This is a genomic window from Ensifer sp. M14 (assembly GCF_003355565.1).
In the GTDB taxonomy this organism is placed as follows: Bacteria; Pseudomonadota; Alphaproteobacteria; order Rhizobiales; family Rhizobiaceae; genus Ensifer.
The window spans coordinates 932438-957194 of sequence record NZ_QJNR01000004.1 but is presented as its reverse complement, the minus strand read 5'-3'; the positions used below and the strand labels follow the sequence as shown (position 1 = coordinate 957194).

Genomic DNA, 24757 nt, shown 5'->3' with positions numbered 1-24757 from the left:
TCATCTCAGTGGCTCGGGTGCAGCGCGTCGTTGAGATACATGCAGGTCAGCATAGTGAAGATGTAGGCCTGGATGACCGACATCAGCAGTTCCAGACCCGTCAACGCTACCGTCATCATCAGCGGCATGACAGCGCCGAGCATCCCGAGCGCGCCGAAGCCGCTGAGGCTGACGACGAAGCCCGCAAACACCTTCAAGGTGATGTGGCCGGCGAGCATGACGGCGAAAAGACGAACCGAGTGGCTGACCGGACGCGAGAGGTAGGAAACGACCTCGATCGGGATGATGATCGGCGCCAGCACCAGCGGCACGCCCGACGGCATGAACAGCCGGAGAAAGCCGAAGCCGTGCTTCACCAGGCCGTACATAGTCACTGTGAGAAAGACGAGCAGCGCCAGTGCAAAGGTCACTGAGATATGGCTCGTCACCGTGAAGGCATAGGGAAACATGCCGATCAGGTTGGCGACCAGGATGAACATGAACAGCGAAAACACCAGCGGGAAGAAGCGCATGCCGTGCTCGCCGGCATTTTCACGCAAGGTCTTCGACGCGAATTCATAGAGAATCTCGGCCGCCGACTGCGCCCGGTTCGGCACCAGGCCGCGCCTGCGCGTCGAAAGCATCAGGAAAAGACTGGCAATCGCCACCGTCACGACCATGAAGGCGGCCGAGTTGGTAAAGCTGATATCGTGTCCGCCGACCTCGGCGATGTGGAAGAGCGACTTGATCTCGAATTGTTCGATGGGTCCGGCCATCATGAACCTCGTGCGTTGGCAAGGAAGCAACCATGGCGCGCCGGCGGCGGCCGCGGGCGCATCAATCTGTTTGGAAAACGGGCGAAAGCCGATCTCGCAACGGGACACGATTGCGCCCGTAGCAGAGGTTCAGCTTGTTTAGGTAGGAAAAGCGCACGCGGGCGTGCCGCAGGCCAGGATGCTGCATGATGCGATCGACTCCATTATCTCAAACCGAGATAGTGGGGCCGTCCCCAGGCGAAGCATCGACGCGGGTCGTCCCGCGTGCGCCTGACCTAGAGGCAATTTCCGGCAAGGTCAAGCCGAACACACCCTGAGATAGAGCGGGATCGAATGGTTCGGTCGACCGAGGCTCACCCAAATTCCCGGTGGTCGGCCAGCACCTCTTCGATCACGCGCCGGCATTTTTCCGCCTCGGCCGAATTCGTGCCGGGAAGACCGGCATAGACGATCAACGCCTTCCACAAAGTCCAGCCGCGGCCGCGCGCCCATGTGCCGGCATCGAGCGCGACGCCGGCGCGAAACGCCTCTCGGCTCGTCCCATGAAACAGCGTCCAGGCGATGGCGAGATCGCAGGCGGGATCGCCAATGCCCGTCGTGCCGAAATCGATCACGGCGCTCAACCGGCCGTCTTCCACCAGCAAATTGCCCCAGCTGATATCGCCATGGAACCAGACAGGCGCGTCCGTCCAGCGTGCCGAAAGTGCTGCCTCCCAGACATCACGCGCAGCATCCGTGTCGATCCGCCCCTGGAGTGCTGCGAGCACACGGCGGGTCTCCGCGTCGTAGTGGGCGGGCGCACCGCCGCGAAAGAAATTGTGCGCACCCGGCAGCGGCCCGCCGCTCGCATCCACCTGCCGCAAGGCGACGAGAAAACGGGCAAGGTCCTGCGCAAAGATAGTAAGGTCGCCGATTCGACCATCGGTTGCCGCCTCGCCCGGCAGCCAGCGATAGACCGACCATGGCCATGGATAGCCCTCGCCGGGCACGCCTTTTACCAAGGGCGCCGGGATCGGCAGCGGCAGATGCGGCGCCAGCCTCGGCAGCCAGAACTGCTCCTTTTCCACCTGCAGCGCATAGGATGCGGCACTCGGCAGACGCACGGTCATGTCCTGCCCGAGATGAAAGGTCCGGTTGTCCCAGCCGCCTGGAAGCAGCGGCGCGATATCAAGCCCCGCCCACTGCGGAAACTGCGCCGCGATCAGGCGCCGGACGAGAGCCGCATCAATGGCGGGAATGATCGTCGATTGGTCGGACATGCTGCAACAAACGCCTCGCGCCAGAACTCGGACGCCTGTTTTAGCCGATCGTCGCCTGTCCGTAACGTTTGCGCTTGAGGCAGCAATCCGGCCTATCCGATACGAGTCGCCTTCAGCCTGTCTTCGTCCAGCATGACACCGAGCCCCGGCGCGTCGCCAAGCTCTAGCCAGCCGCCTGCGTGCCTCAGCGGTGCCGTCATCGGAAAATCCCGACGCATCTCGCTCCATTCCGGATTGTCGTAGGGATATTCGAGCCAGGGTGCGTCGCCGACGCCGGCCGTCAGGTGGGCATTGGCAAGCACGCCGATGCCGTTGGTCCAGGAATGTGGCGTCATCATCACGCCCGCCTCGCGTGCCTGGAAGGCGAGACGCCGACAACCGGTGATGCCGCCGACCAGCGCAACGTCCGGCTGGATCACGTCGAAGGCGCGGTCCTCGATGATATCGCGAAACTCGTAGAGCTCGCGGGTCATCTCGCCGCCGGCGATGCGGATCGACGTCGCGTCCGAAAGCCGGCGCATACCCTTGCGGTCCGAGCGGTGCAGCGGCTCTTCCATCCAGTAGATGCCGAGCCGCTCCAACTCGCGCGCCACCGTCAGCGCATCCTTGAAGGTCCAGGACAACGCCGTGTCCCAGGGCATGCGCCAACCCTGGTTGCAGTCGACCATCAAATCCAGCCGATCGCCGACACGGGCGCGTATCGCTTCCAGCGCGCGCACGTCGTCGCGCCAGGTGCCGCGGCCGCCGGCCGACGACGAGAAACGCACCTTCATCGCCGGAAAGCCTTCATCGACATAACTTTCCGCCTGCGCCGCCATGGCGCCGGGATCGCGCAGCACACCCGACGAAGCGTAGAGGCGCACCCGATCGGACCGCCCGCCGAGCAGCCGCCAGACCGGTTCGCCCGTCACCTTACCCGAGAGATCCCACAGCGCCAGATCCATCGGCCAGCACCGGCCATAATGGAAGTTGATGTGCGAGAGCACCTCGTAATGGCGCTCGAGCTGGCGGGGATCCTGGCCGACGAACAGGTCCTCGTGACCCTCGAAGCCCTTCATCAGGTCGCCGGAGCCGATGCCCTCGCGGCCCTCGTTGTCCCTGACGCGCACGATCGTCGCGTCGAACTGACGCCGCGGCCGCCCGTCCCAGCTCGCCTTGAACGGCGGATCGAGCGGCAGGCGATGATGGCTGATCTCGATGGATGCGATCTTGCTCATGGTCCCTCCCCCGAAGGCTCAGCCGAACTGCTGCCAGATAGTCTTGTAGTCGCAATATTTGTCGATCGCATGCACGGAGCGATCGCGGCCGAAACCCGACTGCTTGAAGCCGCCGAAGGGCGTCGCGAAATTCGACATGTCGTAGGTATTGATCCAGACCGTGCCGGCATGGATCGCCTCGGAAAACCGGTGTGCCCGGTCCATGTCTTTCGTGAAGACGGCGCCGGCCAGCCCGTAGATCGTATCGTTGGCGATCCGCAGCGCCTCCTCCTCCGTATCGAAGGCAATGGCCGCGAGCACCGGCCCGAAGATCTCCTGCCGCGCCAGGCTCATGTCGTTGGTCATGTCGATGAACACGCCGGGCGAGACGTAAAAGCCGCCGCTCTCGGTCATCACCCGCTCGGCGCCGAAGGCGCGGCGTGCGCCCTCCTTCTCGCCGGTCGCAATCAGCGACAGCACCTTTTCCAGATGCGCCTCTTCGATCAGCGCGCCGATCTGGGCTGTCGGGTCAAGGGGATGCTTCAGCGCGATGTCGCTCTTCGTCACCGCCTCGATCTTTGCGATCAGTGCAGCCTGAACCGAGCGCTGGACGATCAGCCGCGTCGAGGCATGACACGTCTCGCCGGAATTGTAGAAGCAGCCCCAGGCAACAGCCGAAGCCGCGGCATCGAGATCGGCATCCTCGAAGACAACCAGCGGCGACTTGCCGCCAAGCTCCAGCGCCACCCGCTTGACGTTCGATTGCGCCGCATAGCCCATGATCAGCTTGCCGACCTCGGTCGAGCCGGTAAAGGCGATCATGTCGACATCCATATGCAGCGCCAGCGGCTTTCCGGTCTCCTCGCCATAGCCGGTAACGACGTTGAAGACGCCTGCCGGCAGGCCGGCCTCGGCAGCGAGACTTGCAAGGCGAATGGCGGTCAGCGACGATTGCTCGGCCGGTTTCAGCACCACGGAATTGCCGGCCGCAATTGCCGGCCCGAGTTTCCAGGCGTCGATGATCATCGGATAGTTCCAGGGCGTGATCACGCCGACGACGCCGAGCGGCACCTTGCGCACCAGCGCCCGGGCATTCGGCCCGGTCGGTGCGATCTCGTCATAGAGCTTGTCGATCATCTCGCCATAGAACTGGATGCCGTCAGCGCAGAGCCGGACGTCGACATTGAGCGACGCCATGATCGGCTTGCCGACATCGAGCGTTTCCAGCATGGCGAGTTCCTCGCCGTGGGCGCGGATGAGATCGGCCCATTTGAGCATGATCTTCTTTTTTTCGAGCGGCTCTTTCTTACGCCAGACGCCGCTTTCGAACGCGATCCGCGCGCTCTTGACCGCCGCATCGATATCGGCGGCACGACCGCGCGAGACTGTAGGGCCCGGCTTACCGTCCATCGGCCGGGGGCGGGTGAACGTTTCGCCGGTGGCCGCGGCGCGATGCTCCCCGTCGATGAAATGTCGACCCTCCGGTTCTAACGCCGTCAGCACATCTTCCCAGTGGTCGCGCGTATAGGCCTTGCTCATCTCGTATCGCCCCTCGCTCACAATGTCTTTGGCAGAGCCACGATGCTGGCTGCAAAACGGTCGATATCGGCATCGTCGATCGGGCGGATCGTCGAGCGCCGCATCGGCTGGTTTTCTGGCGCCCTCATTTCTGCCGCAAGATCCGCGGAGCCAAACGCCCCGAACGCCGCAGGAAGTGCCCTGACAAGGCCACAGCGATCCATCAGGCGCGAAACGAAGTCCGGCAGGCCCGCTGGCACGTCGCAAGCCACACGCTCTCGCAGCGGCGTTGAGGTCCGCCGTATCGGCATCGACGAGCCAGCCGAGCGTCGCCTCGAAACCGAGCGCGGTGGCAAGCCCGTGATGGACCGGCGCCAGTCCCGCGAGCGCATGGCTGATATTGTGGGCGACGGCCGTGCCGCAATTGTCGATGGCGATGCCGGCATAGCAGGAGCCGAGCAACACATCGGCGCGGGCTTGCAGATTGCCGGGATCGCGGACCGCCGTTTCCAGCGACGCCGTCAACAGGCGCAAGGCCTCATGCGCGTAGAACTGCGCGCCGCGATGGGTGTTGCGGTTGGTCGCCGCCTCGAAGGCGTGAATGAAGGCATCGAGGCCGCACCAGGCGGTCAGATGCGCCGGCAACGTCGTCGTCAGGATAGGATCGAGCAACACCAGATCAGCCTTGGTTTCCGCCCCCCAGATCCAGAGCTTCTTGCCCTCGGGCCCGGCAAAGATGTTGGTCGCCGACGTCTCGGAACCGGTTCCCGCCGTCGTCGGCACCATGATTGTCTTCAAGGGTGTCTTCGGCAGCGGATTGGCGGCAAGCGCATAGTGCATCGGGTCCGCGCCGGAGGCCGCACAGCAGGCGGCGATCTTGGCAATATCCAGCGCCGAACCGCCACCGACGCCGATCACGAGATCCGAACCCGTGGCCGCAACGCTCGCTGCACGGACATGCGCCAGCTTGGGCTCGCCGGCAAACTCGGAAAAGACACGCGCGGTGACGCCCTCTTGGGCGAGGTTGTCGGCGATCCGGCCTGCGAGACCGGTCTGGGCGAGAAAGCCGTCGATGACGAGGGTCGCGGTGGCGGCTCCCTGCGCTTTCGCGGCAGCACCAATGGTCGTATGGATATTGTCTGCCAGCCGGATTTCGGGAATGAAGGAAGTGGAAAAGGCCAAAATCGTCTTCCTGTCGCCGCGGGATGATCGCTTTACCCTGCATCACAATCTGATATTTTCAAATCCACGCAATTTTCGGCCTTTTTGATAACCTGAGATCATGGAACACCGGCTGCTCGACCGCATACCGCTGGAGGCTTTTCGCGTTTTCGACGCGGCCAGCCGGCATATGAATTTTTCCCGTGCCGGTCGCGAGCTCAACATCACCCAGGCCGCCGTCAGCCGGCGCATCAAGACGCTCGAAGATCACCTCGGCAGCCCGCTTTTCAGCCGCCGCGGCAAGAACCTGGAATTGACGCCGCAGGGCGAGCGGCTGTTTCAGCGCGTGCGGGCCTCGCTCGATTATCTCGAGGAAAGCCTGGAGCCTTTCCGTGGCGCGACCGGTCAGGCGATCTCGATTGCCGCAAGCGGCTCGGTCTCCCACCTCTGGCTCGGCACGAGGCTGCGCGAGTTCGGCAAGGAGAACCCTGGGATTTCCATCCGGCTGTTGACCTCCGACAGCCCCTCGGAGCTGGCATCTGAAAACAACGATCTCGTCATCCTCTATTCCACCGGCGATCATCCGCGCTGGCACCTGACGCCGCTGATGGCGGAGGAACTGGCGCCGGTCGCATCACCGGACTATCTCGCCTCGCGCTGGCTCGATGCGGAAACGCTAACGCCGCAGGCGTTCGCAGCGCTCGATCTCATCGACTACGACCGCTTCAACGCCAACTGGATCTCCTTCCAACAATGGTTCGAGCGCACCGGTGCCGCCCCGCGAGGCTCCAGGCTGCGGCCCCGATATACGTTTTCGACCTATGTCATGGCCGTCGATGCCGCCCTTCGCGGCGACGGCGTCGCACTCGGGAGCCTCGGACTGCTGCGCGAACACATCGACAACGGCAGGCTCGTGGTGCTCGGCAGCAAGACGCTTGCCACCGGCTATGGCTATTATCTCGGCCTACCCCGCAACCGCCCATCGAGGGACGAGGTGCTGCGCCTGCACGCCGCACTCGGAAAGTCGACATGAGCAGCGGACGGATCAGGACGACAACACCGCCGAAACAGCCGAGCCGTACTGGCCTGGTCTTCTTTGTCGTTGCCTTTGCTGTGATCGTCACGGCGATCGTGGCGACCGTTCTGCTCGCCAACGAACAGCGAAACCTGAAACAATTGCTCAGGGCACTCGATCTCCCGACCACGTTTCTCGATAAGGAAAAGCCCCCGGAGCCGCCCCCGCAGGTCAAGCGACAACCGCCGCGCATCGCCCTGCCGGTCTGGACGTTCCAGGATCTCCACACGCCGGAGCAGCAGTTCCTGCGGGTGCTGCGCAGCGATCCGCGCGCGCTCTGCGACGAACTGCGCGAGGCAGGGTTCCACGAACTCGAATGGAAATCGAGCGCCGGCGAACGCGGCCAATGGGAATGCTCCTCGCTCGTGTCCTTTCCACGCCCCGGCGTCGACAAGACCTCGTCGATCTTCATTTTCATCAAGGGCAGCGGCGAGGAAGAGATCACCTCGTTTCGCGTCAAGCTCAACATCGAGCGTCCGGAGGATGCGCAGGTGGTGACGACCAGCGCCGCGCGCGCCGCCTCGGTCTTCCTCGATCATGTGCGCTGGGCCGATGGCGGCAGCATCGCGCTGCAGATCCAGGCGCTGAAGGAATTCGACGTGAAGCGCTTCGGCAGCCGCGTGCAGTTCAAGCGCGAAACCGACGAGACCACGGCACGCTACAATTTTCTCGCCAACCAGCCCGCCCGCGCCCGCCCGAAGACCATTGCTGAAGTCTACTTCGACCGTGAGAAATGGATGCCCTACGGCACAGACGGTGCGCGCAGCTTCGTTCTCGGTCCGACGGCGTGGAACGGGCCGGCCAAGGTGCCGGCGAGCGGCGAAACGGAAGCGGGCTCGACCGAGGATGCCGGACCGGAAAAGACCGACCTCAACACAAAACCCTGACCCGGGTTAGCGATCGATCCGGGTCGAGAGAATGATAGACGACAGCGTGCGGTCGACGCCGTCGATCTCGCCGATGCGATCGATCAGCAGGTCGAGTTCGTTGATCGATGCCGCCGCAACGACCGCGATCAGGTCGAAGCTGCCACTGACGGAGTGGAGCATGCGGATCTCGCGGATGGCGGCAAGCTCAGGCGTCACGCGGCTCAGTGCCCGCGGCGCGATGGTGATCAGCACATGCGCCTTGACCAGACCCTTTTCATAGCTCTCCGACAGACGGACACCGTAACCGGCAATCACGCCCTCGCGCTCCAGCCGCTCGATCCGCGCCTGCACGGTCGTTCGCGACAGTCCGAGCCTGCGGGCAATCGTGGCCGTCGGCATGCGGGCGTTTTCGCTGAGCACGGCGAGAAGCTCGCGATCCTTGTCGGTGATCTGCATTTCGTCGGTCCACCTAGGCAATCTGCCGAATATCTACAGGCGATTTAGTCATATCGGCGCTTCAAATCAACAGCTCCCCGCCAGACAATAGGGAACGAAACGCATTTCATACCCTGGGGGAAAGTCATGAAGAACATCGTCGTCATCGGAGCAGGCAAGATCGGCTCCACCATTGCGCGCATGCTCGCGCACACCGGCGATTACAGCGTCTGCGTTGCCGACCGTAGCGCCGAGCAGCTCAGCCAGATCGAGAAGCACGACGCCATCACTACGGCTGCAGTCGACATCGGCGACAAGAAGGCGCTCGTTTCCCTTCTCTCCGGCAAGTTCGCCGTTCTGAGCGCCGCACCGTTCCACCTGACGGTCGCCATTGCCGAAGCCGCGGCAGACGCCGGCATCCACTACCTCGACCTGACCGAAGACGTCGAATCCACCCGCCAGGTCAAGGCGATCGCCGCCAAGGCCAGCACCGCCTTCATTCCGCAGTGCGGCCTTGCGCCGGGCTTCATCTCGATCGTTGCCAATGATCTCGCCAGCCGCTTCGAGACGCTCGAAAGCGTGCGCATGCGCGTCGGCGCGCTGCCGCAGTATCCGTCGAACGCTCTCAACTACAACCTGACCTGGAGCACCGACGGCGTCATCAACGAATACATCGAGCCCTGCGAAGCGATCGTCGAGCATAGCCTGATCGAAGTGCCCGCCATGGAAGAGCGCGAAGAATTCTCGCTCGACGGCGTCACCTACGAAGCCTTCAACACGTCTGGTGGCCTCGGCACGCTCTGCGAATCCTTGAAGGGCAAGGTCCGCACGCTGAACTACAAGACGATCCGCTACCCCGGCCACGCCGCCATCATGAAGGCGCTCCTCAACGACCTCGGCCTGCGTCATCGCCGCGAAGTCCTGAAAGACATCTTCGAAAACGCACTGCCGACCACCACCCAGGACGTCGTCGTCATCTTCGTGACTGTTTCGGGCTTCCGCGAAGGTCGCCTGATCCAGGAAACCTACGCCAACAAGGTCTATAGCGGCGTCGTCGCCGGTCGCATGCAGAGCGGCATCCAGATCACGACCGCCGGCAGCATCTGCGCCGTGCTCGATCTGCTGGCCAACGGCAAGATCGCGTCCAAGGGCTTCGTTCGTCAGGAAGACATCGCTCTCGATACCTTCCTCGCAAACCGCTTCGGTCACTACTACGCCCAGAAGGGCGAGGCAGAGCGCGTCGCCGGCTGAGATAGCCCGGTTCGACTGTGCTGACTTTGATGCCCGGGTTCTGCCCGGGCATTTTTTATGCGGTGTAGTTCGTGGGGATGAGCCTGCCCAAGGTGGCGCGTCGGCCACGCTGCACGATCAAGCCCTCAAGCGTGAACGGTTCGGCGGCGCTAGGTGCGGCCGAACTCGTCCTCGATCCGGATGATGTCGTCTTCTCCGAGATACGACCCGGTCTGGACCTCGATCAGCTCCAGCGGGATCTTGCCGGGATTGTGCAGCCGGTGCACGGTGCCTTGCGGAATGTATACCGACTCGTTTTCATGCAGCAGACGCGTTTCGCCGGCCACGGTGATCTCCGCCGTGCCACGTACGACGATCCAGTGTTCGGCGCGGTGATGATGCTTCTGCAACGAGATCTTCTGGCCGGGGCTGACCTTCAGCCGCTTGACCTCGTAGCGCTCGCCGCTGGAAACCGAGGAGACCGCCCCCCAAGGCCTGTAGGACGTCGGGTGCTCCTTGGTAAGCTCCGATGTCGCCTGCGAGCGTGCGAGCACCTTGACTATGTTGCCGACGCTCTGGCTGTCTTCCAGCCGCCCGACATAGACGGCGTCTTCGCTGGCGATCACGGCGATGTCTTCGAGACCCTGCACTGCAAGGTGAATGTCCCGCGACAGCACCAGAGAATTGCGGGTGTTCGATACCGTCGCCTTGTCGGTGACGACATTGCCGTCGTCATCCTTGCGGCCGGCTTTCCAAACTGCATCCCAACTGCCGAGGTCCGACCAGGCGAAAGACGAAGGTACGACGGCGGCGCGGGCCGTCTTTTCGAAAACAGCATAATCGACCGAGATATCAGGTGCTGCGGCGAAAGCTTTCGCCTCCAGCCGGCTGAAATCGAGATCCTTGCTGGCACCCTCGACGGCGGCCTTCGTCTGGGAATAGACCTCGGGCGCATAAAGCTGCATTTCGTCGAGGAAGACCTTGACGGGCAGCATGAACATGCCGGAGTTCCAGAGGTAATGTTCGGTCGAAAGCATGGCCTCCGCCTTGGCGCGATCCGGCTTTTCGACGAAACGGGCGACCCTGTTGGCGCCTGCGGTAAGTGGCTCGCCTAGCTCGATGTAGCCGTAGCCGGTCGCCGGCTCCGTCGGCGTGATGCCAAAGGTGACCAGTTCGCCGGCCATGGCCGCCTGCTGCGCCCGCAACATGCAATCCACATAGACCGCACCGGCATCGACCTCATGGTCGGAGGCAAGCACCTGCATGATCGCGGCATCGCCGAACTTGGCAAGCACAACGAAGGCCGCCGCGGCAAGGGCCGGGGCAGTGTTGCGGGCGACAGGCTCGAGCAGGATGTCGCTGAGCGGCGCCCCGACGGCGCGCGCCTGCTCGGCGACGATGAAGCGGAAATCGCTGTTGGTGACGATGATGGCCGGCTCGTAGAGGCTGGTATCGCTGACACGATCCAGCGTCTGCTGGAACAGCGAGCGATCGGACAGGATCTGCAGGAACTGCTTCGGCGCGCCCGAGCGCGACAGCGGCCACAGGCGCGTCCCTTTTCCACCCGCCATGATTACGGGGACGATCTTAGACATCATGCCAAGCCTCTGCGCGCATCGAACGAATGCCCATCCATACAGGACCGATGCTAAAGAATGCCTGAAGCCGGCCGCGCAAACAAACCGCACCAAAGGCGAGGCATGCCCCACACTTCGGATAGGATGCCGGCTTGCCCATCGTCTTTACGCCGTACCGATTCGCACCGGCGCACGGTACGGCGGCTCTATTGCATCCGCCACCCGGTAACAAAAAACCCCGCTCGAAGGCGGGGCTTTTTCATTGGTTTATCCCGTCGGGATGTCCCTTTCAGGCCGGGATCACGATTTCCCCGAGCTTCGTCAGTTCGGCGATGAACTGTTCGACGCGCGTCTTCTTTTCGTCGCCGGCACCATCCAGCTCGGCACGAACCGCCTCGATGCGCTTTTCCAGCGCAGTGCGGTCGAGCTCGTCGACGTGCACGGCAGATTCTGCAAGCAGGGTGCAGCCGGTCGGCAGGATATCGGCAAAGCCGCCGAAGACGGCGAATCGCTCGGTCCTGCCGTCTGCCGTCTTCACGGTGACGACGCCGGGCTTTACCGTCGTCATTGTCGGGGCATGATTGGCCATCACGGTCATCTCGCCCTCGGTCGCCGGAATGACGACTTCCGTCACCTTCTCGGAGAGGAGCAGGCGCTCGGGGTAAACAAGCTCAAAATTGAAACTGTCGGCCATGACCATTCACTTCTCGTGGGCTCGCCACCTGATGTGGCAGGCTGTGCATGTCTTCCCTGCCCCGCCATGGGCGGAACGCAGGATGAAAGCCTCGGCGCATCGCTGCGCCGAGGCTCACGATGCTATCAAGCGGCTTCTGCAGCCAGCTTCTTGGCCTTTTCGACCGCTTCTTCGATCGAGCCGACCATGTAGAAGGCGGCTTCCGGAAGGTGGTCGTAGTCGCCGTTGACGAGGCCCTTGAAGCCCTTGATCGTATCTTCGAGAGCAACGAGCTTGCCCGGCGAACCGGTGAAGACTTCGGCCACGAAGAACGGCTGCGACAGGAAGCGTTCGATCTTACGAGCGCGGGCAACCGCCAGCTTGTCTTCTTCGGACAGTTCGTCCATGCCGAGGATGGCGATGATGTCCTGGAGAGACTTGTAGCGCTGCAGGGTCGTCTGGACCTTACGCGAAATCTCGTAATGCTCTTCGCCAACGATCATCGGGTCGAGCATGCGCGACGTGGAGTCGAGCGGGTCAACGGCCGGGTAGATGCCCTTTTCGGCGATCGAGCGCGACAGAACCGTCGTTGCGTCCAGGTGGGCGAACGAGGTAGCCGGCGCCGGGTCGGTCAAGTCGTCGGCCGGAACGTAAATGGCCTGAACCGAGGTGATCGAACCCTTGTTCGTCGTGGTGATGCGTTCCTGCATCTGACCCATGTCGGTCGCCAGCGTCGGCTGGTAACCCACGGCCGACGGAATACGGCCGAGCAGAGCCGACACTTCGGAGCCTGCCTGGGTGAAGCGGAAGATGTTGTCGACGAAGAACAGAACGTCCTGGCCCTTGTCGCGGAAGTCTTCAGCGATCGTCAGACCGGTCAGAGCGACACGAGCGCGGGCGCCTGGCGGTTCGTTCATCTGGCCGTAAACGAGCGCAGCCTTGGAGCCTTCGCCGCCGCCGTGCTTGTTAACGCCGGACTCGATCATTTCGTGGTAGAGGTCGTTGCCTTCGCGGGTACGTTCACCCACGCCGGCAAATACCGAGTAACCACCGTGCGCCTTGGCGACGTTGTTGATCAGTTCCATGATGAGAACGGTCTTGCCGACGCCTGCGCCGCCGAAGAGGCCGATCTTGCCGCCCTTTGCGTAAGGCGCGAGAAGGTCGACGACCTTGATGCCGGTGACGAGGATCTGCGCTTCCGTCGACTGCTCGACGTAGGACGGTGCGTCCTGGTGGATAGCGCGCTTGCCCGACGTGATCAGCGGACCGGCTTCGTCAACCGGCTCGCCGATGACGTTCATGATGCGGCCGAGCGTCTCGTCGCCGACCGGAACCGTGATCGGTGCACCGGTGTCGGTGACCGGCTGACCGCGGACGAGACCTTCGGTCGAGTCCATGGCGATCGTGCGGACGGAGTTTTCGCCGAGGTGCTGCGCGACTTCGAGAACGAGGCGGTTACCGTTGTTGTCGGTTTCCAGTGCGTTCAGGATCAGCGGAAGCTGGCCTTCTTCGAACGCAACGTCGACGACGGCGCCGATGACCTGCGTTACGCGACCGACAGCGCCAGCTGCCGCAACTGCGGTCTTGGCGGAAGCTGCCTTCCTCGGTGCAGCCGGCTTCTTTGCCGCTGCGGTTTCTTTCGGGGTAGCTGCCTTAGCCATAATCCTTACCCTCTTCTCGTAACCTTAGAGCGCTTCCGCGCCCGAGATGATTTCAATGAGTTCCTTGGTGATCTGAGCCTGGCGCTGACGGTTGTAGCTCAGCGTCAGCTTGTTGATCATGTCACCAGCATTGCGCGTGGCATTGTCCATCGCGCTCATCTTTGCGCCCATTTCACCGGCGACGTTCTCGAGCAGCGCCCGGAAGATCTGCACCGAAATGTTGCGCGGAATGAGATCGCTTAGGATCGCGCCCGCGTCCGGCTCATATTCGTAGACGGCCGAAGCATCCGATGCTTCCACTGCGACCGGGCCGGCCGAAGCGGGGATCAGCTGCTGTGCCGTCGGAATCTGGGCGATAACGGACTTGAACTCAGAATAGAACAACGTGCAGACATCGAACTCGCCCTTTTCGAAGAGCGCGATGACCTTGTGGCCAATCTGGTCGGCGTTCTGGAAGCCGACCTTCTTGACCTCACGCAGGTCGACACGATCGATAATCAGCGACGCGAATTCGCGACGCAGAATATCGAAGCCTTTCTTGCCGACGCAGATGATCTTCACCGTCTTGCCTGCGGCAAGCAGCCTGCGAACGTGGTCGCGAGCATGGCGAGCGATCTGCGAGTTGAAGCCGCCGCAAAGGCCGCGTTCAGCCGTGCAGACGACCAGCAGATGCGTGTCGTCCTTGCCGGTGCCCGTCATCAGAGCAGGTGCACCGTCGTCCGCGCCGACCGCCTGGGCGATGTTGGCGAGAACGGCAGCCATGCGCTGCGAGTAAGGCCGGGCGGCCTCGGCCGCCTCCTGCGCACGCCGAAGCTTCGCCGCGGCGACCATTTTCATCGCCTTGGTGATCTTCTGCGTCGCCTTGACGGAGGCGATCCGGTTCTTCAGATCCTTAAGTGAAGGCATCCGTTATCCGTCCTAAATGAAATCCGCTCAGGCGAAAGACTTGGCGAAGCTGTCGATTGCAGCCTTCAGCTTGCCCTTGACGTCGTCGGAGATCGCCTTGTCCTTGCGGATGGTTTCCAGGATGTCCTTGCCTTCCGAACGCATGTACGAAAGCAGGCCCTGCTCGAACTTGCCGACCTGGTTGACCGGCAGCTTGTCGAGGTAACCGTTGACACCTGCGAAGATGACAGCGACCTGCTCTTCCGTCTTCAGCGGCGAGAACTGCGGCTGCTTCAGGAGTTCGGTCAGGCGGGCACCACGGTTCAGCAGACGCTGGGTAGCGGCATCGAGGTCGGAGCCGAACTGCGCAAAGGCCGCCATTTCGCGGTACTGAGCGAGTTCACCCTTGATCGAGCCGGCAACCTGCTTCATCGCCTTGATCTGCGCGGCGGAACCGACGCGCGAAACCGACAGGCCGACGTTAACGGCCGGACGGATGCCCTGGTAGAACAGGTCGGTTTCAAGGAAGATCTGGCCGTCGGTGATCGAGATCACGTTGGTCGGAATGAACGCGGAAACGTCGTTGCCCTGCGTTTCGATGACCGGCAGAGCCGTCAGCGAACCGGCGCCATTGTCGTCCGAGAGCTTTGCAGCGCGCTCGAGCAGGCGGGAGTGCAGGTAGAAAACGTCGCCTGGGTAAGCTTCGCGGCCCGGCGGGCGGCGCAGCAGGAGCGACATCTGACGGTAGGAAACAGCCTGCTTCGACAGGTCGTCGTAGCCGATCAGGGCGTGCTTGCCGTTGTCGCGGAAGTATTCGCCCATCGCGCAACCGGCGAACGGTGCGAGGTACTGCATCGGAGCCGGGTCGGATGCGGTGGCAGCAACGATGATCGAGTACTGCAGAGCGCCACGCTCTTCCAGAACCTTCACGAACTGGGCAACCGTCGAACGCTTCTGGCCGATTGCGACGTAGACGCAATACAGCTTGTCACCTTCCGGACCATTGTCGTGAATGGCCTTCTGGTTGAGAATCGTGTCGAGAATGATCGCGGTCTTGCCGGTCTGGCGGTCGCCGATGACGAGCTCGCGCTGGCCACGGCCAACCGGGATGAGGGCATCGATGGCCTTGAGGCCGGTCGACATCGGCTCATGCACCGACTTGCGCGGGATAATGCCAGGAGCCTTGACGTCAACGCGCGAGCGCTGCTTGGCGTTGATCGGGCCCTTGCCGTCGATCGGGTTGCCGAGCGCGTCGACGACGCGGCCGAGCAGTTCCGGACCAACCGGAACGTCCACGATGGCGCCGGTCCGCTTAACGGTGTCGCCTTCCTTGATGTCACGGTCCGAACCGAAAATAACGACGCCGACATTGTCGGCTTCGAGGTTCAGCGCCATGCCGCGAATTCCACCCGGGAATTCGACCATCTCGCCTGCCTGAACATTGTCGAGGCCGTAGACGCGGGCGATACCGTCACCGACGGAAAGCACCTGGCCGACTTCGGAGACTTCTGCTTCCTGGCCGAAATTTTTGATCTGATCTTTAAGAATTGCGGAAATTTCCGCGGCGCGGATATCCATCAGCCGACCTCTTTCAGTGCAAGCTTAAGGGTAGAGAGTTTGGTGCGAAGGGAAGTGTCAATCTGGCGGGACCCGACCTTGACGATCAGACCTCCAAGAATAGACGGGTCGACGATGACGTTCACAGTCACGTCTTTGCCGGTGACGCTCTTGAGCGCCGCCTTCAATTCAGTTTCCTGCGCTGCGGTGAGCGCATGGGCCGACGTTACGTCGGCAGAAATTTCACCCCGGTGACGCGCGGCGATCAGGCGGAACGCCTTGATCATGCCCGGCAGCGTAAACAGGCGGCGATTGCGCGCAACAACCTTGAGGAAGTTACCGACGAGACCGGAGATACCGGCCTTGGCGACGATCGCCGAAATGGCCTTGAACTGGTCGTCGGCAGAAAAGACGGGGCTTACGATCAGCCGCTTCAGGTCTTCGCTGCCATCGATCAGGGCCTGGACGCGGGTAAGATCCGCACCGACCGCCTCGACGGAACCCGCTTCGAGAGCGAGGTCAAAAAGCGAGGACGCATACCTTTCTGCAACACCGGAAATAAGCTGGGATGTGTCTGCCACGGGCACAAGCTTCTCTCAATTTCATCCAAGAACGGTGGTGGCGGCGAGCCGTCAACTTAACGTCCTGAATTTGCTGCAATAATTTGCGGGCTATCGAGGCCTGGCGACCCACTTCCCCCGCAATTCGCGGTTCGTCTAGCATAGGAAGTTTGGACTCGCAACACGCGAACGGCAGGAATGCGGCATAAGTCGACCCGGTTTGGCCGAATTTTGCCGTAAATTCGTTCCTGAGGATGTGAATCGCGAAAACGCGAGGGCCGCAGTCAGATCATTCCAAACACATAGGCGAGAGGAAGAACGGCAAGGGCGGCCTGCACCAGAAGCGCCACCCAATTGTAGAGCGTGGCGCCGTTATCGCTCATCATCGACAGAATCCGACCGAAAGCGGCAAGCGCAAAAGCGGCACCGACGGCAAGATAGACCATCGGCTGCGCCAGAAGGATAGCGGCAAGGCCAAGGCCGGCATGCATGCCGCCCATGGTCGAGCGCGCCTCGGCGAGCCCCCCGCGGCGACCCTCGGCAATACCGATCCCGGCGGCGCGAAAGGTAAGCCGCGGCGCAAACAGCATGACGACGCCGATCAGCGCCGCTGCGGCTGCCGCACAGAAGGCGAGAAACTCGCCGGTTTCCGTCGGAATGTAGAACTCCATGCCCGTTCCCGCAGATGAGCGCCGATCTCGTTCGCATCGCGCTCAGGGCCATCCCCCCTCGCGACGCGCCTCAAACCTCTAGCGCATGTCGCAGCCGTTGTGAATCGCCCACCGCTCGATCACCTCGGCGATCCCAGAAAACTTCTGCTCGAAAGCAGGCGCCAGATCTGAGGAAACTGCGATCAGAGAAAGCTTTGGGGATCGATGTCGAGCTGGACGCTGATCGAGCCGCGCTCCTTCGGGCCGGCGGCAATCATCGCCTTGACGAAGGCCTGCATGTCGCTGTTGCGGCGCCCGTGCACCAGGAGCCGAAACCGATGACGTCCGCGGATCAGCGCCAGCGGCGCTTCGGCCGGCCCCAGGATCGAAATGCCGTCGGTCCGCGGTGCGGCACTTCGAAGCCCGCGCGCATGCGTCTCGGCATCCTGGCGGGTGTCGGCAGAGACGATCAGCGACGCCAGCCGGCCGAACGGCGGCAGCAGCGCCTTTTCCCGCTCGGCGATCTCGCGGTCATAGAAGGCATCGGCGTCGCCGGAGACGATCGCCTGCATCACCGGATGCTGCGGCTGATAGGTCTGCAACAGGCCAAGGCTCTTCAAGCCCGTTCGCCCGGCGCGCCCGGTCACCTGCGACAACAGCTGGAACGTGCGTTCCGCCGCCCGCGGATCGCCATTGGCAAGCCCGAGGTCGGCGTCGATGATGCCGACCAGCGTCATCAATGGGAAATTGTGGCCCTTGGCGACGAGCTGGGTGCCGATGACGATATCCGCCTCGCCGCGCGCAATCGCCTCCAGCTCCAGTCGCAGGCGCTTCACGCCCATCAGGTCGGAGGAGAGCACGATGGTACGGGCATCGGGAAAATGGCGCTCGACCTCTTCGGCGATCCGCTCGACCCCCGGGCCGCAGGCAACGAGATGATCGAAGGTTCCGCATTCCGGGCAAGCCTCGGGCGTCTTTTCCGCATAGCCGCAATGGTGGCACTGGATCTGGCCGCGAAACCGATGCTCGACGAGCCAGCTCGAACAATCCGGGCACTGGAAGCGATGGCCGCAGACGCGGCAAAGGGTCAGCGGCGCATAGCCACGGCGATTGAGGAACAGCAGCGCCTGCTCGCCACGCTCGACCGCCTTGCCGATCTGGTTGATGAGCACAGGCGACAGGAAGCCGCCGCGTGCCGGCGGATGCTGGCGCATGTCGACGACACCGAGCCGCGGCAGCGCCGCATCACCGAAGCGGGTCGGCAGATGGATCGGCTTGTAGCGGCCGACCTCGCCGTTGACCCGGCTTTCGACCGATGGCGTCGCCGAAACCAGAACGACCGGAAAGCCGGCAATGCGGCCGCGCACGACGGCCATGTCGCGGGCATTGTAGAACACACGGTCCTCCTGCTTGTAGGCCGGGTCGTGCTCCTCATCGACGATGATGAGGCCCAGTTCCTCGAAGGGGAGAAACAGCGCCGAGCGTGCGCCGGCGACCACGCGCACCGTGCCTGTCGTCACCTGCCGCCAGACCTTTTCGCGGGTTCTGGGGGCGAGGTCCGAATGCCATTCGGCCGGCTTGGAGCCGAAGCGGTCCTGGAAGCGATCGAGGAAACTTGCGGTCAGCGCGATTTCCGGCAAGAGGATCAGCACCTGCTTGCCGGCCCGAAGCGTCGCGGCGATCGCCTCGAAATAGACCTCGGTCTTGCCCGAGCCGGTGATACCGTCGATCAGCGAAACCGAAAACCCGCCCTGCTCGACGGCGGCGAGCAGGGCGGCGGCTGCATCCTTCTGCGGGCCTTCGAGCCTCGGGGCAGTGAATTCGGGATCGGGGACGGCCACCACAGGCGGCGGCGCCATGAAGACGGTCTCGAATACGCCCTGCTGGGCAAGGCCGTCGATGACGCTCGAAGAGGCGCCGGCCGCGTGCGCTAGGCCTGAACGCGTCCAGGCAAATCCGTCGCCGGCCGCCGCGATGACGCGCTCGCGCGCCGTCGTCATGCGCTCCGGGCGCATGTCGGTCAGCCGCAGCGCCTCCACCATCGGTTCGGGATCGAAGGCGGCGGGCGCACGCAGTGCCATGCGCGCCACCAAGCCCGGCGGCGTTACCGTGTAGGTCGCCACCCAATCGAGGAATGTGCGCATGTCTGGCGTCAAGGGCGGGCAGTCGAAGACCTTCTCGATCGACTTCAGCTTCTTCGGATCGACGCTGCCATCGTCGTCGCCATCCCAGACGACGCCCACGACCAGACGGGGGCCGAGCGGCACCTGAACGATCGAGCCGGGCTCGACCGCCATGCCATCCGGCACCGCGTAGGAATAGGCCTTGGACGCCGGCATCGGCACCAGAACTGGCACGACGCGACGGCTTGAAACTGGCCCGAATAAATCGGTTGAATCGCGAGTCATTTTGCCGTGACCTTGCCACGTGTTTCGGTTAAAGAAAACTGCGCTGCGAACCGCAGCCTTGCCGGCGCAGGGTTTCTCACGGTTCCACCAGAGTTTCAACGCGCGCGATCTCTGCCAAAGGAATTCCTCCCGGTAGATATGCGCCCGAACGGCAATCGTGCCCCAAGGGAGTGACCCCATGAAATTTTTCGTTGATACCGCCGACGTCAAGGAAATCCGCGAGCTGAACGATCTCGGCCTCCTCGACGGCGTCACCACCAACCCTTCGCTGATCCTCAAGTCGGGCCGTGACATCACCGAAGTCACCAAGGAAATCTGCGGCATCGTCGAAGGCCCGGTTTCGGCCGAAGTGACCGCGACCGAATACGCCGAGATGATGAAGGAAGCGGCCGTTCTGTCGAAGATCGCCGACAACATCTGCATCAAGCTGCCGCTGACGCTCGACGGCCTCAAGGCCTGCAAGGCGCTGACATCCGACGGTCACCAGACCAACGTGACGCTGTGCTTCTCGGCCAACCAGGCGCTGCTCGCCGCCAAGGCCGGCGCAACCTTCGTTTCGCCCTTCGTCGGCCGCCTCGACGACATCGCCTTCGACGGCATGGACCTGATCCGCGAAATCCGCCACATCTTCGACAACTACGGCTACGAGACCGAAATCCTCGCCGCCTCGATCCGCACCGTCAACCACGTCAAGGAAGCCGCCCTCATCGGCGCCGACGTCGTCACCGCACCGCCGGCAACGCTGAAGGCACTGGTCAAGCACCCGCTGACCGACAAGGGCCTCGAAACCTTCCTCGCCGACTGGGCGAAGACCGGCCAGAAGATCGCCTGATCTTTTCGGGATAGACATTCGAGGGCTCCGCAGCGATGCGGGGCCTTTTTTATGCGTCATCATCGTCCATCAGGCCGGTGAGCCGCATGCCGTCGATCCAGGTGGCGCTATCCTTGCGGATTACCCGGCGCGCACGAACGCCACAGCGTTCGCGGATGGCATCGGCCAGCCGCTCGGAATGGGTGACGATCCAGATCTGGCTGTCGCGCGCAGCACTGGCGATCATGTCGGCGAGCGCCGGCAGCATATCCGGGTGCAGGCTGGTTTCCGGCTCGTTGAGCGCGATGAACGGCGGGCGGCGATAGGACAGCAGCGCGGCCGCCAGCGCCAGGAACCGCATCTGCCCGTCGGACAGTTCGCGCGTCGAAAACGGCCGTTGCGGGAAGTCCGGGAAGACCAGCGAGAATTCGGCGAACTGTCCGGGATCCGGCACGTCCAGATAGGCGCCGCCGAAGGCATCGGCGATGGCACGGTCGAGATCGACGGTGTCTTGCCGCGTGTGCCGCAACGTCGCAAACACCGCCGCCATGTTGGTGCCGTCCTCGTCGAGCATCGGCGCCGTCACAGCAAGGCACGGCAGGCGCAGCGGTGAATCGCGATCGGTGCGGAAGCCGTGAAAGAACCGCCATTGATCGACGGCCCGCCGGAAGGTGCCGATCTCGGGATAATGCCCGGCATCGCCGAGCAGCGCGATCGCCGTCTCCGATTGCAGCGCCTGCTCGGGGTAGTCTTCCATCCGCCCCCGCTCGCCGCGCACGAAAATGCCGGGACCGGCACGTTTCATCATCGTCACCGGCCGTCGTCCGGTCTCGACGCTCAGTTCTTCTTCCTTGATCTGCGGTTCATAGGCGAAGCCCGCTGCCGCCTTTGGCGGACGCAATCCCGCCTCGATCCGGTAGCGGAAGGTGATGGCCCGCTCCTCGTCCATCAGTTCCGTCTCGAGCCGGATACGCGCCGGCTTGTCGGCACGTCGCCGACCGCTCCAAAGTGCGGAGGACATGCCGCCCTCCCTGGCGATCTCATGGGCAAGGCTGCCGCGCACGGCGGCCTGAACCAATTGCAGTGCGCGATAGAGGTTGGATTTGCCAACCCCATTCTCGCCGATGAACAGGTTGACACCGGTCAGATCCATGCGGATCGACTTCAGCGAACGATAATTTTCGGCGAACATCGAGCGAAGCAGCATGGGTCTGCTTTAGCCGATTCCCTCAATCACATGAAGGGATCAGCAGGCAACGGCAGTACGCACCACCGGCCGAAATTCCGCATCGGCGTCGCGCGCCAGCTCGAACACAGTGTGCCGTTCCAGGGCCTTCGTCACGTCGGCGGCGTCACCGTCCAGAGCGTCCGGCGAAATGAGATTGCCGATGCGGAAATCGAAGAGATCGCCCTTCTTGTTCAGCAACTCGTGGAACACCGTCATGTCGCGGAGTTCCGTCGACCATTTGGCAAACCAATAGAACAGGCCGGAGTTGCGTGCGCTCATGTGCACAGGCAGGATCGGCAGGCCGTACTTGCGTGCGAAGCCCACAGCGGATGTCTTCCATGGCCGCTCGTTGAGGCGGCCGTCGGCCCAGTAGGCGATGCGGCCGGAGGGAAACAGCACCGTCGCCTTGCCTTCGCCGATCGCCCGATTGGTCACCTGCAGCGTTTCGCGGGCTTTCAGCTTGCTCTTGTGCTCCTCGCGCCATTCGACCGGAATGACCATCTCGACGAAACGCGGGTTGACGCGGACGGCATCGCGGTTGGCAAAGAACATCATGTCCGGCCGCCGCGTTTTCAGGAGATCGAAAACGGCGATGCCGTCGGCGATCCCGGTCGGGTGGTTGCTGACCAGCAGGAAACCGCCCTTAGCCGGAATGCGCTCGGCCCGGTCGACGCGCACCTCGAGCGACAGGAGCGAACTCAGATGCTGGAAGGCCTGAAAGCCCGGTACATTGGCCACGGCATCAGCGAATTCCAGTGCCTTTCGGTAATTCAGAAGCGTGTAGAGAAAGGGACGGATAACGGGCCACATCGGGCTCCTGACGATCCGCTGGCCACGCTCGGCAATGAGGGTATCGACGATGTGGCCGGGCTGCCCTTGGGAAACCAGGGCGATCACTTCAGCATAATGCGCGAATCCGTTCACCGAATCCCGTCCCGCCATGGCCTCACCCGATTCTTTGCGGCTGAACATCGCAATTCTATATGATCTAGGGATGACAAAATCCAAGGGTACGTTAGCAAAAACATAAGAGGCGTCAGGGCATTGTCGGCGACCCACCATCATGGAAAGCGACAATGAACGAGCTCATCGTCATCGGCCATCCAGACCTGCTTTCAGAGCGCCAGCGATGGCTGCAAGGGCTCCTGCAGGAGCGTCGCCTGTCCGAAAATACTGTCGAGGCCTATGAGCGTGACACGCGGCAATTCCTGACATTCCTCACCGGCCATCTCGCGGGCCCGCCTCGCCTTTCAGACATCAGCACACTGCGGCCCGCCGACCTTCGCGGTTTTCTCGCCCAGCGCCGCAAGGGCGGTGCAGGTGCACGTACGCTCGGCCGGGGCCTTGCCGGCCTGCGCTCGTTCCTGCGCTATCTCGAACGCAGCGGTCTTGCCAATGCCGCCGGTGCCGCCGCCGTGCGCTCGCCGAAGCAGCCGAAATCGCTGCCGAAGCCTTTGACGGACCGTGAGGCGCTCAACGTCGTCACCACGGAGGCGCAGCTTGCCGAGGAGCCGTGGGTGGCCGCGCGCAACGCGGCCGTGCTGACGTTGCTCTACGGCTGCGGCTTGCGCATTTCCGAGGCGCTCGACCTGACGCCGGGTGATTTTGCCGGCACGCCAACGTCGCTGCGCATCACCGGCAAGGGCGGCAAGACCCGTATCGTGCCGTTGATGACTGTCGCGCGCGATGCGGTTGCGACCTATCTCAAGCTCTGCCCCTACCACGCCGGCGCCGACGAGCCGATGTTCCGCGGCACCCGCGGGGCAAAGCTTCAACCGGCGATCATCCAGCGCGAGATGCAGAAGCTGCGCGGCGCACTCGGCCTGCCCGATACCGCGACCCCGCATGCACTGCGTCACTCCTTCGCCACGCATCTGCTTGCCGGCGGCGGTGACCTCCGAACCATCCAGGAACTGCTCGGCCATGCCAGCCTGTCGACGACCCAGGTCTATACCGGTGTCGATTCGACCCGGCTCCTGGAGATTTACGACCGAGCGCATCCGCGTGCCTGAATTTGGCCCGCGCCTGAATTTGGGCGGAGAGCCCCATTAACCATATTCGTTAAGGAAGCCGTGACCGACGAAGCGTAGGGTCCGCAGAACTCGGCAGAACATTAGGAAGTGATCATGTATTCGATCGCCAAGCCCGTCCGTCACCTCGCGGCCAGGGCCGCCGATATGGCCCTCTGGCTGATCGCGCTCATCCATCTGCTGCTCGCGGCAAGCCTGATTGCGGCTGTGGTTTCGGTCTCGGATGCAGCAGCGGCTACGGACACCGTCTGTGGCGGCACGAACCTCATTGCCGGCTTAGAGAAAAGCGATCCCGCGAAACTCGCCAGGCTGAAGGCGGAAGCGGACGCCATCCCCAACGGCCGAGGCATTTTCTGGAAGATCGAGAAGGACGGCATCGCGCCCTCCTGGCTGCTCGGCACCATGCATGTGACGGATCCGCGCGTGCTCGCCATGCCCGAAGGCGCTTCAGAAGCCTTCGCCAAGGCGTCGACCGTCATCGTGGAATCCGACGAGATCATCGACGAGCAGAAGTCGGCCGCCGCCATCCTGATGCGGCCCGACCTGACGATGTTTGCCGGCAACAAGACCATCAATGATTTCCTCGATGCCGACGACCGTGAACGGCTTGAACAGGGCCTCAAGGCGCGCGGCATCCCGCTGACTCTGGTCGCGAAGATGAAGCCGTGGATGATTGCGAGCTTCGTGGCGCTGCCGGCCTGCGAGATGACGCGCAAGGCCGCCGGCGCATCCTTCCTCGACAAGAAGCTCGCCGAAGACGCCGTCAGCCAGGGCAAGACTCTGAAGGGGCTTGAAAGCCTCGTCGAACAGCTGGCCGCGATGGATTCGCTGCCGACGGAACTACACCTGCGCGCCCTGATCGAGACGCTCGCGCTGGGCAAGACCATCGACGACGTGCTCGCCACCACCACCGATCTCTATCTCTCCGGCGACACCGGCATGATCATGCCGATGATGAAGGCCGTTTCAGAGGATGTGGCCAGTGAGGACGCCAGCTACGCCGACTTCGAACAGCACATCATCATCGACCGCAACAAGACGATGGCGACCCGCGCCGAACCGATCCTCGCCAACGGCAACGCCTTCATGGCGGTCGGTGCCCTGCACCTTGCCGGCGATGAAGGTCTGGTCGAACTGCTCAAGCGCCAGGGCTTCTCCGTCACCCACGCCAACTGAGGGCCTTGGCCGGCAAAACATACCGGTCCGTTGGCATCTGCCA

Annotated in this window: 21 protein-coding genes; 6 read left to right on the top strand and 15 right to left on the bottom strand. The window is 63.1% G+C overall.

Annotated features, from left to right (window positions below):
- Positions 1 to 5 precede the first annotated feature (5 nt).
- The 4 genes from BLJAPNOD_RS04650 to BLJAPNOD_RS35865 all read right to left on the bottom strand — a co-directional run bounded on the left by BLJAPNOD_RS04650 (position 6) and on the right by BLJAPNOD_RS35865 (position 5910).
- Entirely contained in the window at positions 6 to 755 is a 750-nt protein-coding gene (locus BLJAPNOD_RS04650) for a F0F1 ATP synthase subunit A (protein ID WP_115419055.1), read from the bottom strand.
- Between the two features lie 353 nt (positions 756 to 1108).
- The gene (locus tag BLJAPNOD_RS04645; protein ID WP_115419054.1) at positions 1109 to 2014 is read right to left on the bottom strand and encodes an aminoglycoside phosphotransferase family protein; all 906 of its coding nucleotides are present in this window, start codon (positions 2012 to 2014) and stop codon (positions 1109 to 1111) included.
- A gap of 92 nt (positions 2015 to 2106) precedes the next feature.
- Positions 2107 to 3231 (bottom strand): mandelate racemase/muconate lactonizing enzyme family protein, encoded by a 1125-nt coding sequence (locus BLJAPNOD_RS04640; RefSeq protein WP_115419053.1) that lies wholly within the window; start codon positions 3229 to 3231, stop codon positions 2107 to 2109.
- An 18-nt stretch (positions 3232 to 3249) separates the two neighbouring features.
- Positions 3250 to 5910 (bottom strand): aldehyde dehydrogenase family protein, encoded by a 2661-nt coding sequence (locus tag BLJAPNOD_RS35865; protein WP_244610874.1) that lies wholly within the window; start codon positions 5908 to 5910, stop codon positions 3250 to 3252.
- 100 nt (positions 5911 to 6010) lie between these two features.
- Here BLJAPNOD_RS35865 and BLJAPNOD_RS04625 point away from each other — a divergent pair, with 100 nt between their 5' ends.
- Both BLJAPNOD_RS04625 and BLJAPNOD_RS04620 read left to right on the top strand, forming a co-directional pair.
- Positions 6011 to 6922, top strand: coding sequence for a LysR substrate-binding domain-containing protein (locus BLJAPNOD_RS04625; RefSeq protein ID WP_244610873.1), 912 nt, complete (start codon positions 6011 to 6013; stop codon positions 6920 to 6922).
- Positions 6919 to 7851, top strand: a complete 933-nt coding sequence (locus tag BLJAPNOD_RS04620) for a DUF6030 family protein (RefSeq protein ID WP_244610872.1) — start codon at positions 6919 to 6921, stop codon at positions 7849 to 7851. Before BLJAPNOD_RS04625 ends, BLJAPNOD_RS04620 begins: the two co-directional genes overlap by 4 nt.
- Positions 7852 to 7857: 6 nt before the next feature.
- Here the strand turns inward: BLJAPNOD_RS04620 and BLJAPNOD_RS04615 are convergent, their stop codons facing one another.
- Positions 7858 to 8289 (bottom strand): Lrp/AsnC family transcriptional regulator, encoded by a 432-nt coding sequence (locus tag BLJAPNOD_RS04615; RefSeq protein ID WP_077500747.1) that lies wholly within the window; start codon positions 8287 to 8289, stop codon positions 7858 to 7860.
- A 126-nt stretch (positions 8290 to 8415) separates the two neighbouring features.
- On the opposite strand from BLJAPNOD_RS04615, the gene BLJAPNOD_RS04610 reads away from it, so the two are divergent.
- A complete protein-coding gene (locus tag BLJAPNOD_RS04610; protein ID WP_077500748.1) occupies positions 8416 to 9519 on the top strand; it encodes a saccharopine dehydrogenase family protein in 1104 nt (367 codons plus the stop codon).
- Between the two features lie 149 nt (positions 9520 to 9668).
- On the opposite strand, the gene BLJAPNOD_RS04605 is transcribed toward BLJAPNOD_RS04610, so the two are convergent.
- From BLJAPNOD_RS04605 to BLJAPNOD_RS04570, 8 genes are all read right to left on the bottom strand, one after another.
- Positions 9669 to 11096 (bottom strand): mannose-1-phosphate guanylyltransferase/mannose-6-phosphate isomerase, encoded by a 1428-nt coding sequence (locus BLJAPNOD_RS04605; RefSeq protein ID WP_115419051.1) that lies wholly within the window; start codon positions 11094 to 11096, stop codon positions 9669 to 9671.
- 268 nt (positions 11097 to 11364) lie between these two features.
- A complete protein-coding gene (locus BLJAPNOD_RS04600; protein WP_077500928.1) occupies positions 11365 to 11769 on the bottom strand; it encodes a F0F1 ATP synthase subunit epsilon in 405 nt (134 codons plus the stop codon).
- 125 nt (positions 11770 to 11894) lie between these two features.
- Entirely contained in the window at positions 11895 to 13409 is a 1515-nt protein-coding gene (gene atpD / locus BLJAPNOD_RS04595) for a F0F1 ATP synthase subunit beta (protein ID WP_077500750.1), read from the bottom strand.
- Positions 13410 to 13433: 24 nt separating this feature from the next.
- The gene (locus tag BLJAPNOD_RS04590) at positions 13434 to 14315 is read right to left on the bottom strand and encodes a F0F1 ATP synthase subunit gamma (protein ID WP_115419050.1); all 882 of its coding nucleotides are present in this window, start codon (positions 14313 to 14315) and stop codon (positions 13434 to 13436) included.
- 27 nt (positions 14316 to 14342) lie between these two features.
- Complete coding sequence (gene atpA, locus BLJAPNOD_RS04585; RefSeq protein WP_057255020.1) at positions 14343 to 15872, bottom strand: F0F1 ATP synthase subunit alpha; 1530 nt, start codon at positions 15870 to 15872, stop codon at positions 14343 to 14345.
- Positions 15872 to 16438 carry a F0F1 ATP synthase subunit delta gene (locus BLJAPNOD_RS04580; RefSeq protein ID WP_077500752.1) on the bottom strand — a complete coding sequence of 189 codons (567 nt, stop codon included), beginning with the start codon at positions 16436 to 16438 and terminating at the stop codon, positions 15872 to 15874. The genes atpA and BLJAPNOD_RS04580 overlap by 1 nt, the downstream gene beginning before the upstream one ends.
- A 257-nt stretch (positions 16439 to 16695) precedes the next feature.
- Positions 16696 to 17082: a DUF4345 domain-containing protein gene (locus BLJAPNOD_RS04575; RefSeq protein ID WP_115419049.1), complete on the bottom strand. Its 387-nt coding sequence runs from the start codon at positions 17080 to 17082 to the stop codon at positions 16696 to 16698.
- Between the two features lie 182 nt (positions 17083 to 17264).
- Positions 17265 to 19469: a primosomal protein N' gene (locus tag BLJAPNOD_RS04570; protein ID WP_115421131.1), complete on the bottom strand. Its 2205-nt coding sequence runs from the start codon at positions 19467 to 19469 to the stop codon at positions 17265 to 17267.
- A 178-nt stretch (positions 19470 to 19647) separates the two neighbouring features.
- Between BLJAPNOD_RS04570 and fsa the strand changes: the two genes are divergently transcribed.
- Entirely contained in the window at positions 19648 to 20301 is a 654-nt protein-coding gene (gene fsa / locus BLJAPNOD_RS04565) for a fructose-6-phosphate aldolase (protein ID WP_025425070.1), read from the top strand.
- Between the two features lie 49 nt (positions 20302 to 20350).
- Here fsa and BLJAPNOD_RS04560 read toward each other — a convergent pair whose 3' ends face one another.
- On the bottom strand, positions 20351 to 21487 hold the full coding sequence (locus BLJAPNOD_RS04560; protein ID WP_115419048.1) for an AAA family ATPase: 1137 nt from the start codon (positions 21485 to 21487) through the stop codon (positions 20351 to 20353).
- Between the two features lie 39 nt (positions 21488 to 21526).
- Complete coding sequence (locus BLJAPNOD_RS04555; protein WP_115421130.1) at positions 21527 to 22450, bottom strand: GNAT family N-acetyltransferase; 924 nt, start codon at positions 22448 to 22450, stop codon at positions 21527 to 21529.
- A 134-nt stretch (positions 22451 to 22584) separates the two neighbouring features.
- Between BLJAPNOD_RS04555 and BLJAPNOD_RS04550 the strand changes: the two genes are divergently transcribed.
- Entirely contained in the window at positions 22585 to 23520 is a 936-nt protein-coding gene (locus BLJAPNOD_RS04550) for a tyrosine recombinase XerC (RefSeq protein ID WP_077500756.1), read from the top strand.
- A 114-nt stretch (positions 23521 to 23634) separates the two neighbouring features.
- Positions 23635 to 24714 carry a TraB/GumN family protein gene (locus BLJAPNOD_RS04545; protein ID WP_115419047.1) on the top strand — a complete coding sequence of 360 codons (1080 nt, stop codon included), beginning with the start codon at positions 23635 to 23637 and terminating at the stop codon, positions 24712 to 24714.
- The last annotated feature ends 43 nt before the right edge of the window (positions 24715 to 24757 follow it).

What these genes read in the sequence shown, in the direction of transcription:
- BLJAPNOD_RS04650 (WP_115419055.1), bottom strand. Translation starts at nt 755, where the DNA reads ATGGCCGGACCCATCGAACAATTCGAGATCAAGTCGCTCTTCCACATC.
- BLJAPNOD_RS04645 (WP_115419054.1), bottom strand. Translation starts at nt 2,014, where the DNA reads ATGTCCGACCAATCGACGATCATTCCCGCCATTGATGCGGCTCTCGTC.
- BLJAPNOD_RS04640 (WP_115419053.1), bottom strand. Translation starts at nt 3,231, where the DNA reads ATGAGCAAGATCGCATCCATCGAGATCAGCCATCATCGCCTGCCGCTC.
- BLJAPNOD_RS04625 (WP_244610873.1), top strand. Translation starts at nt 6,011, where the DNA reads ATGGAACACCGGCTGCTCGACCGCATACCGCTGGAGGCTTTTCGCGTT.
- BLJAPNOD_RS04620 (WP_244610872.1), top strand. Translation starts at nt 6,919, where the DNA reads ATGAGCAGCGGACGGATCAGGACGACAACACCGCCGAAACAGCCGAGC.
- BLJAPNOD_RS04615 (WP_077500747.1), bottom strand. Translation starts at nt 8,289, where the DNA reads ATGCAGATCACCGACAAGGATCGCGAGCTTCTCGCCGTGCTCAGCGAA.
- BLJAPNOD_RS04610 (WP_077500748.1), top strand. Translation starts at nt 8,416, where the DNA reads ATGAAGAACATCGTCGTCATCGGAGCAGGCAAGATCGGCTCCACCATT.
- BLJAPNOD_RS04605 (WP_115419051.1), bottom strand. Translation starts at nt 11,096, where the DNA reads ATGATGTCTAAGATCGTCCCCGTAATCATGGCGGGTGGAAAAGGGACG.
- BLJAPNOD_RS04600 (WP_077500928.1), bottom strand. Translation starts at nt 11,769, where the DNA reads ATGGCCGACAGTTTCAATTTTGAGCTTGTTTACCCCGAGCGCCTGCTC.
- atpD (WP_077500750.1), bottom strand. Translation starts at nt 13,409, where the DNA reads ATGGCTAAGGCAGCTACCCCGAAAGAAACCGCAGCGGCAAAGAAGCCG.
- BLJAPNOD_RS04590 (WP_115419050.1), bottom strand. Translation starts at nt 14,315, where the DNA reads ATGCCTTCACTTAAGGATCTGAAGAACCGGATCGCCTCCGTCAAGGCG.
- atpA (WP_057255020.1), bottom strand. Translation starts at nt 15,872, where the DNA reads ATGGATATCCGCGCCGCGGAAATTTCCGCAATTCTTAAAGATCAGATC.
- BLJAPNOD_RS04575 (WP_115419049.1), bottom strand. Translation starts at nt 17,082, where the DNA reads ATGGAGTTCTACATTCCGACGGAAACCGGCGAGTTTCTCGCCTTCTGT.
- BLJAPNOD_RS04570 (WP_115421131.1), bottom strand. Translation starts at nt 19,469, where the DNA reads ATGACTCGCGATTCAACCGATTTATTCGGGCCAGTTTCAAGCCGTCGC.
- fsa (WP_025425070.1), top strand. Translation starts at nt 19,648, where the DNA reads ATGAAATTTTTCGTTGATACCGCCGACGTCAAGGAAATCCGCGAGCTG.
- BLJAPNOD_RS04560 (WP_115419048.1), bottom strand. Translation starts at nt 21,487, where the DNA reads ATGCTGCTTCGCTCGATGTTCGCCGAAAATTATCGTTCGCTGAAGTCG.
- BLJAPNOD_RS04555 (WP_115421130.1), bottom strand. Translation starts at nt 22,450, where the DNA reads ATGGCGGGACGGGATTCGGTGAACGGATTCGCGCATTATGCTGAAGTG.
- BLJAPNOD_RS04550 (WP_077500756.1), top strand. Translation starts at nt 22,585, where the DNA reads ATGAACGAGCTCATCGTCATCGGCCATCCAGACCTGCTTTCAGAGCGC.
- BLJAPNOD_RS04545 (WP_115419047.1), top strand. Translation starts at nt 23,635, where the DNA reads ATGTATTCGATCGCCAAGCCCGTCCGTCACCTCGCGGCCAGGGCCGCC.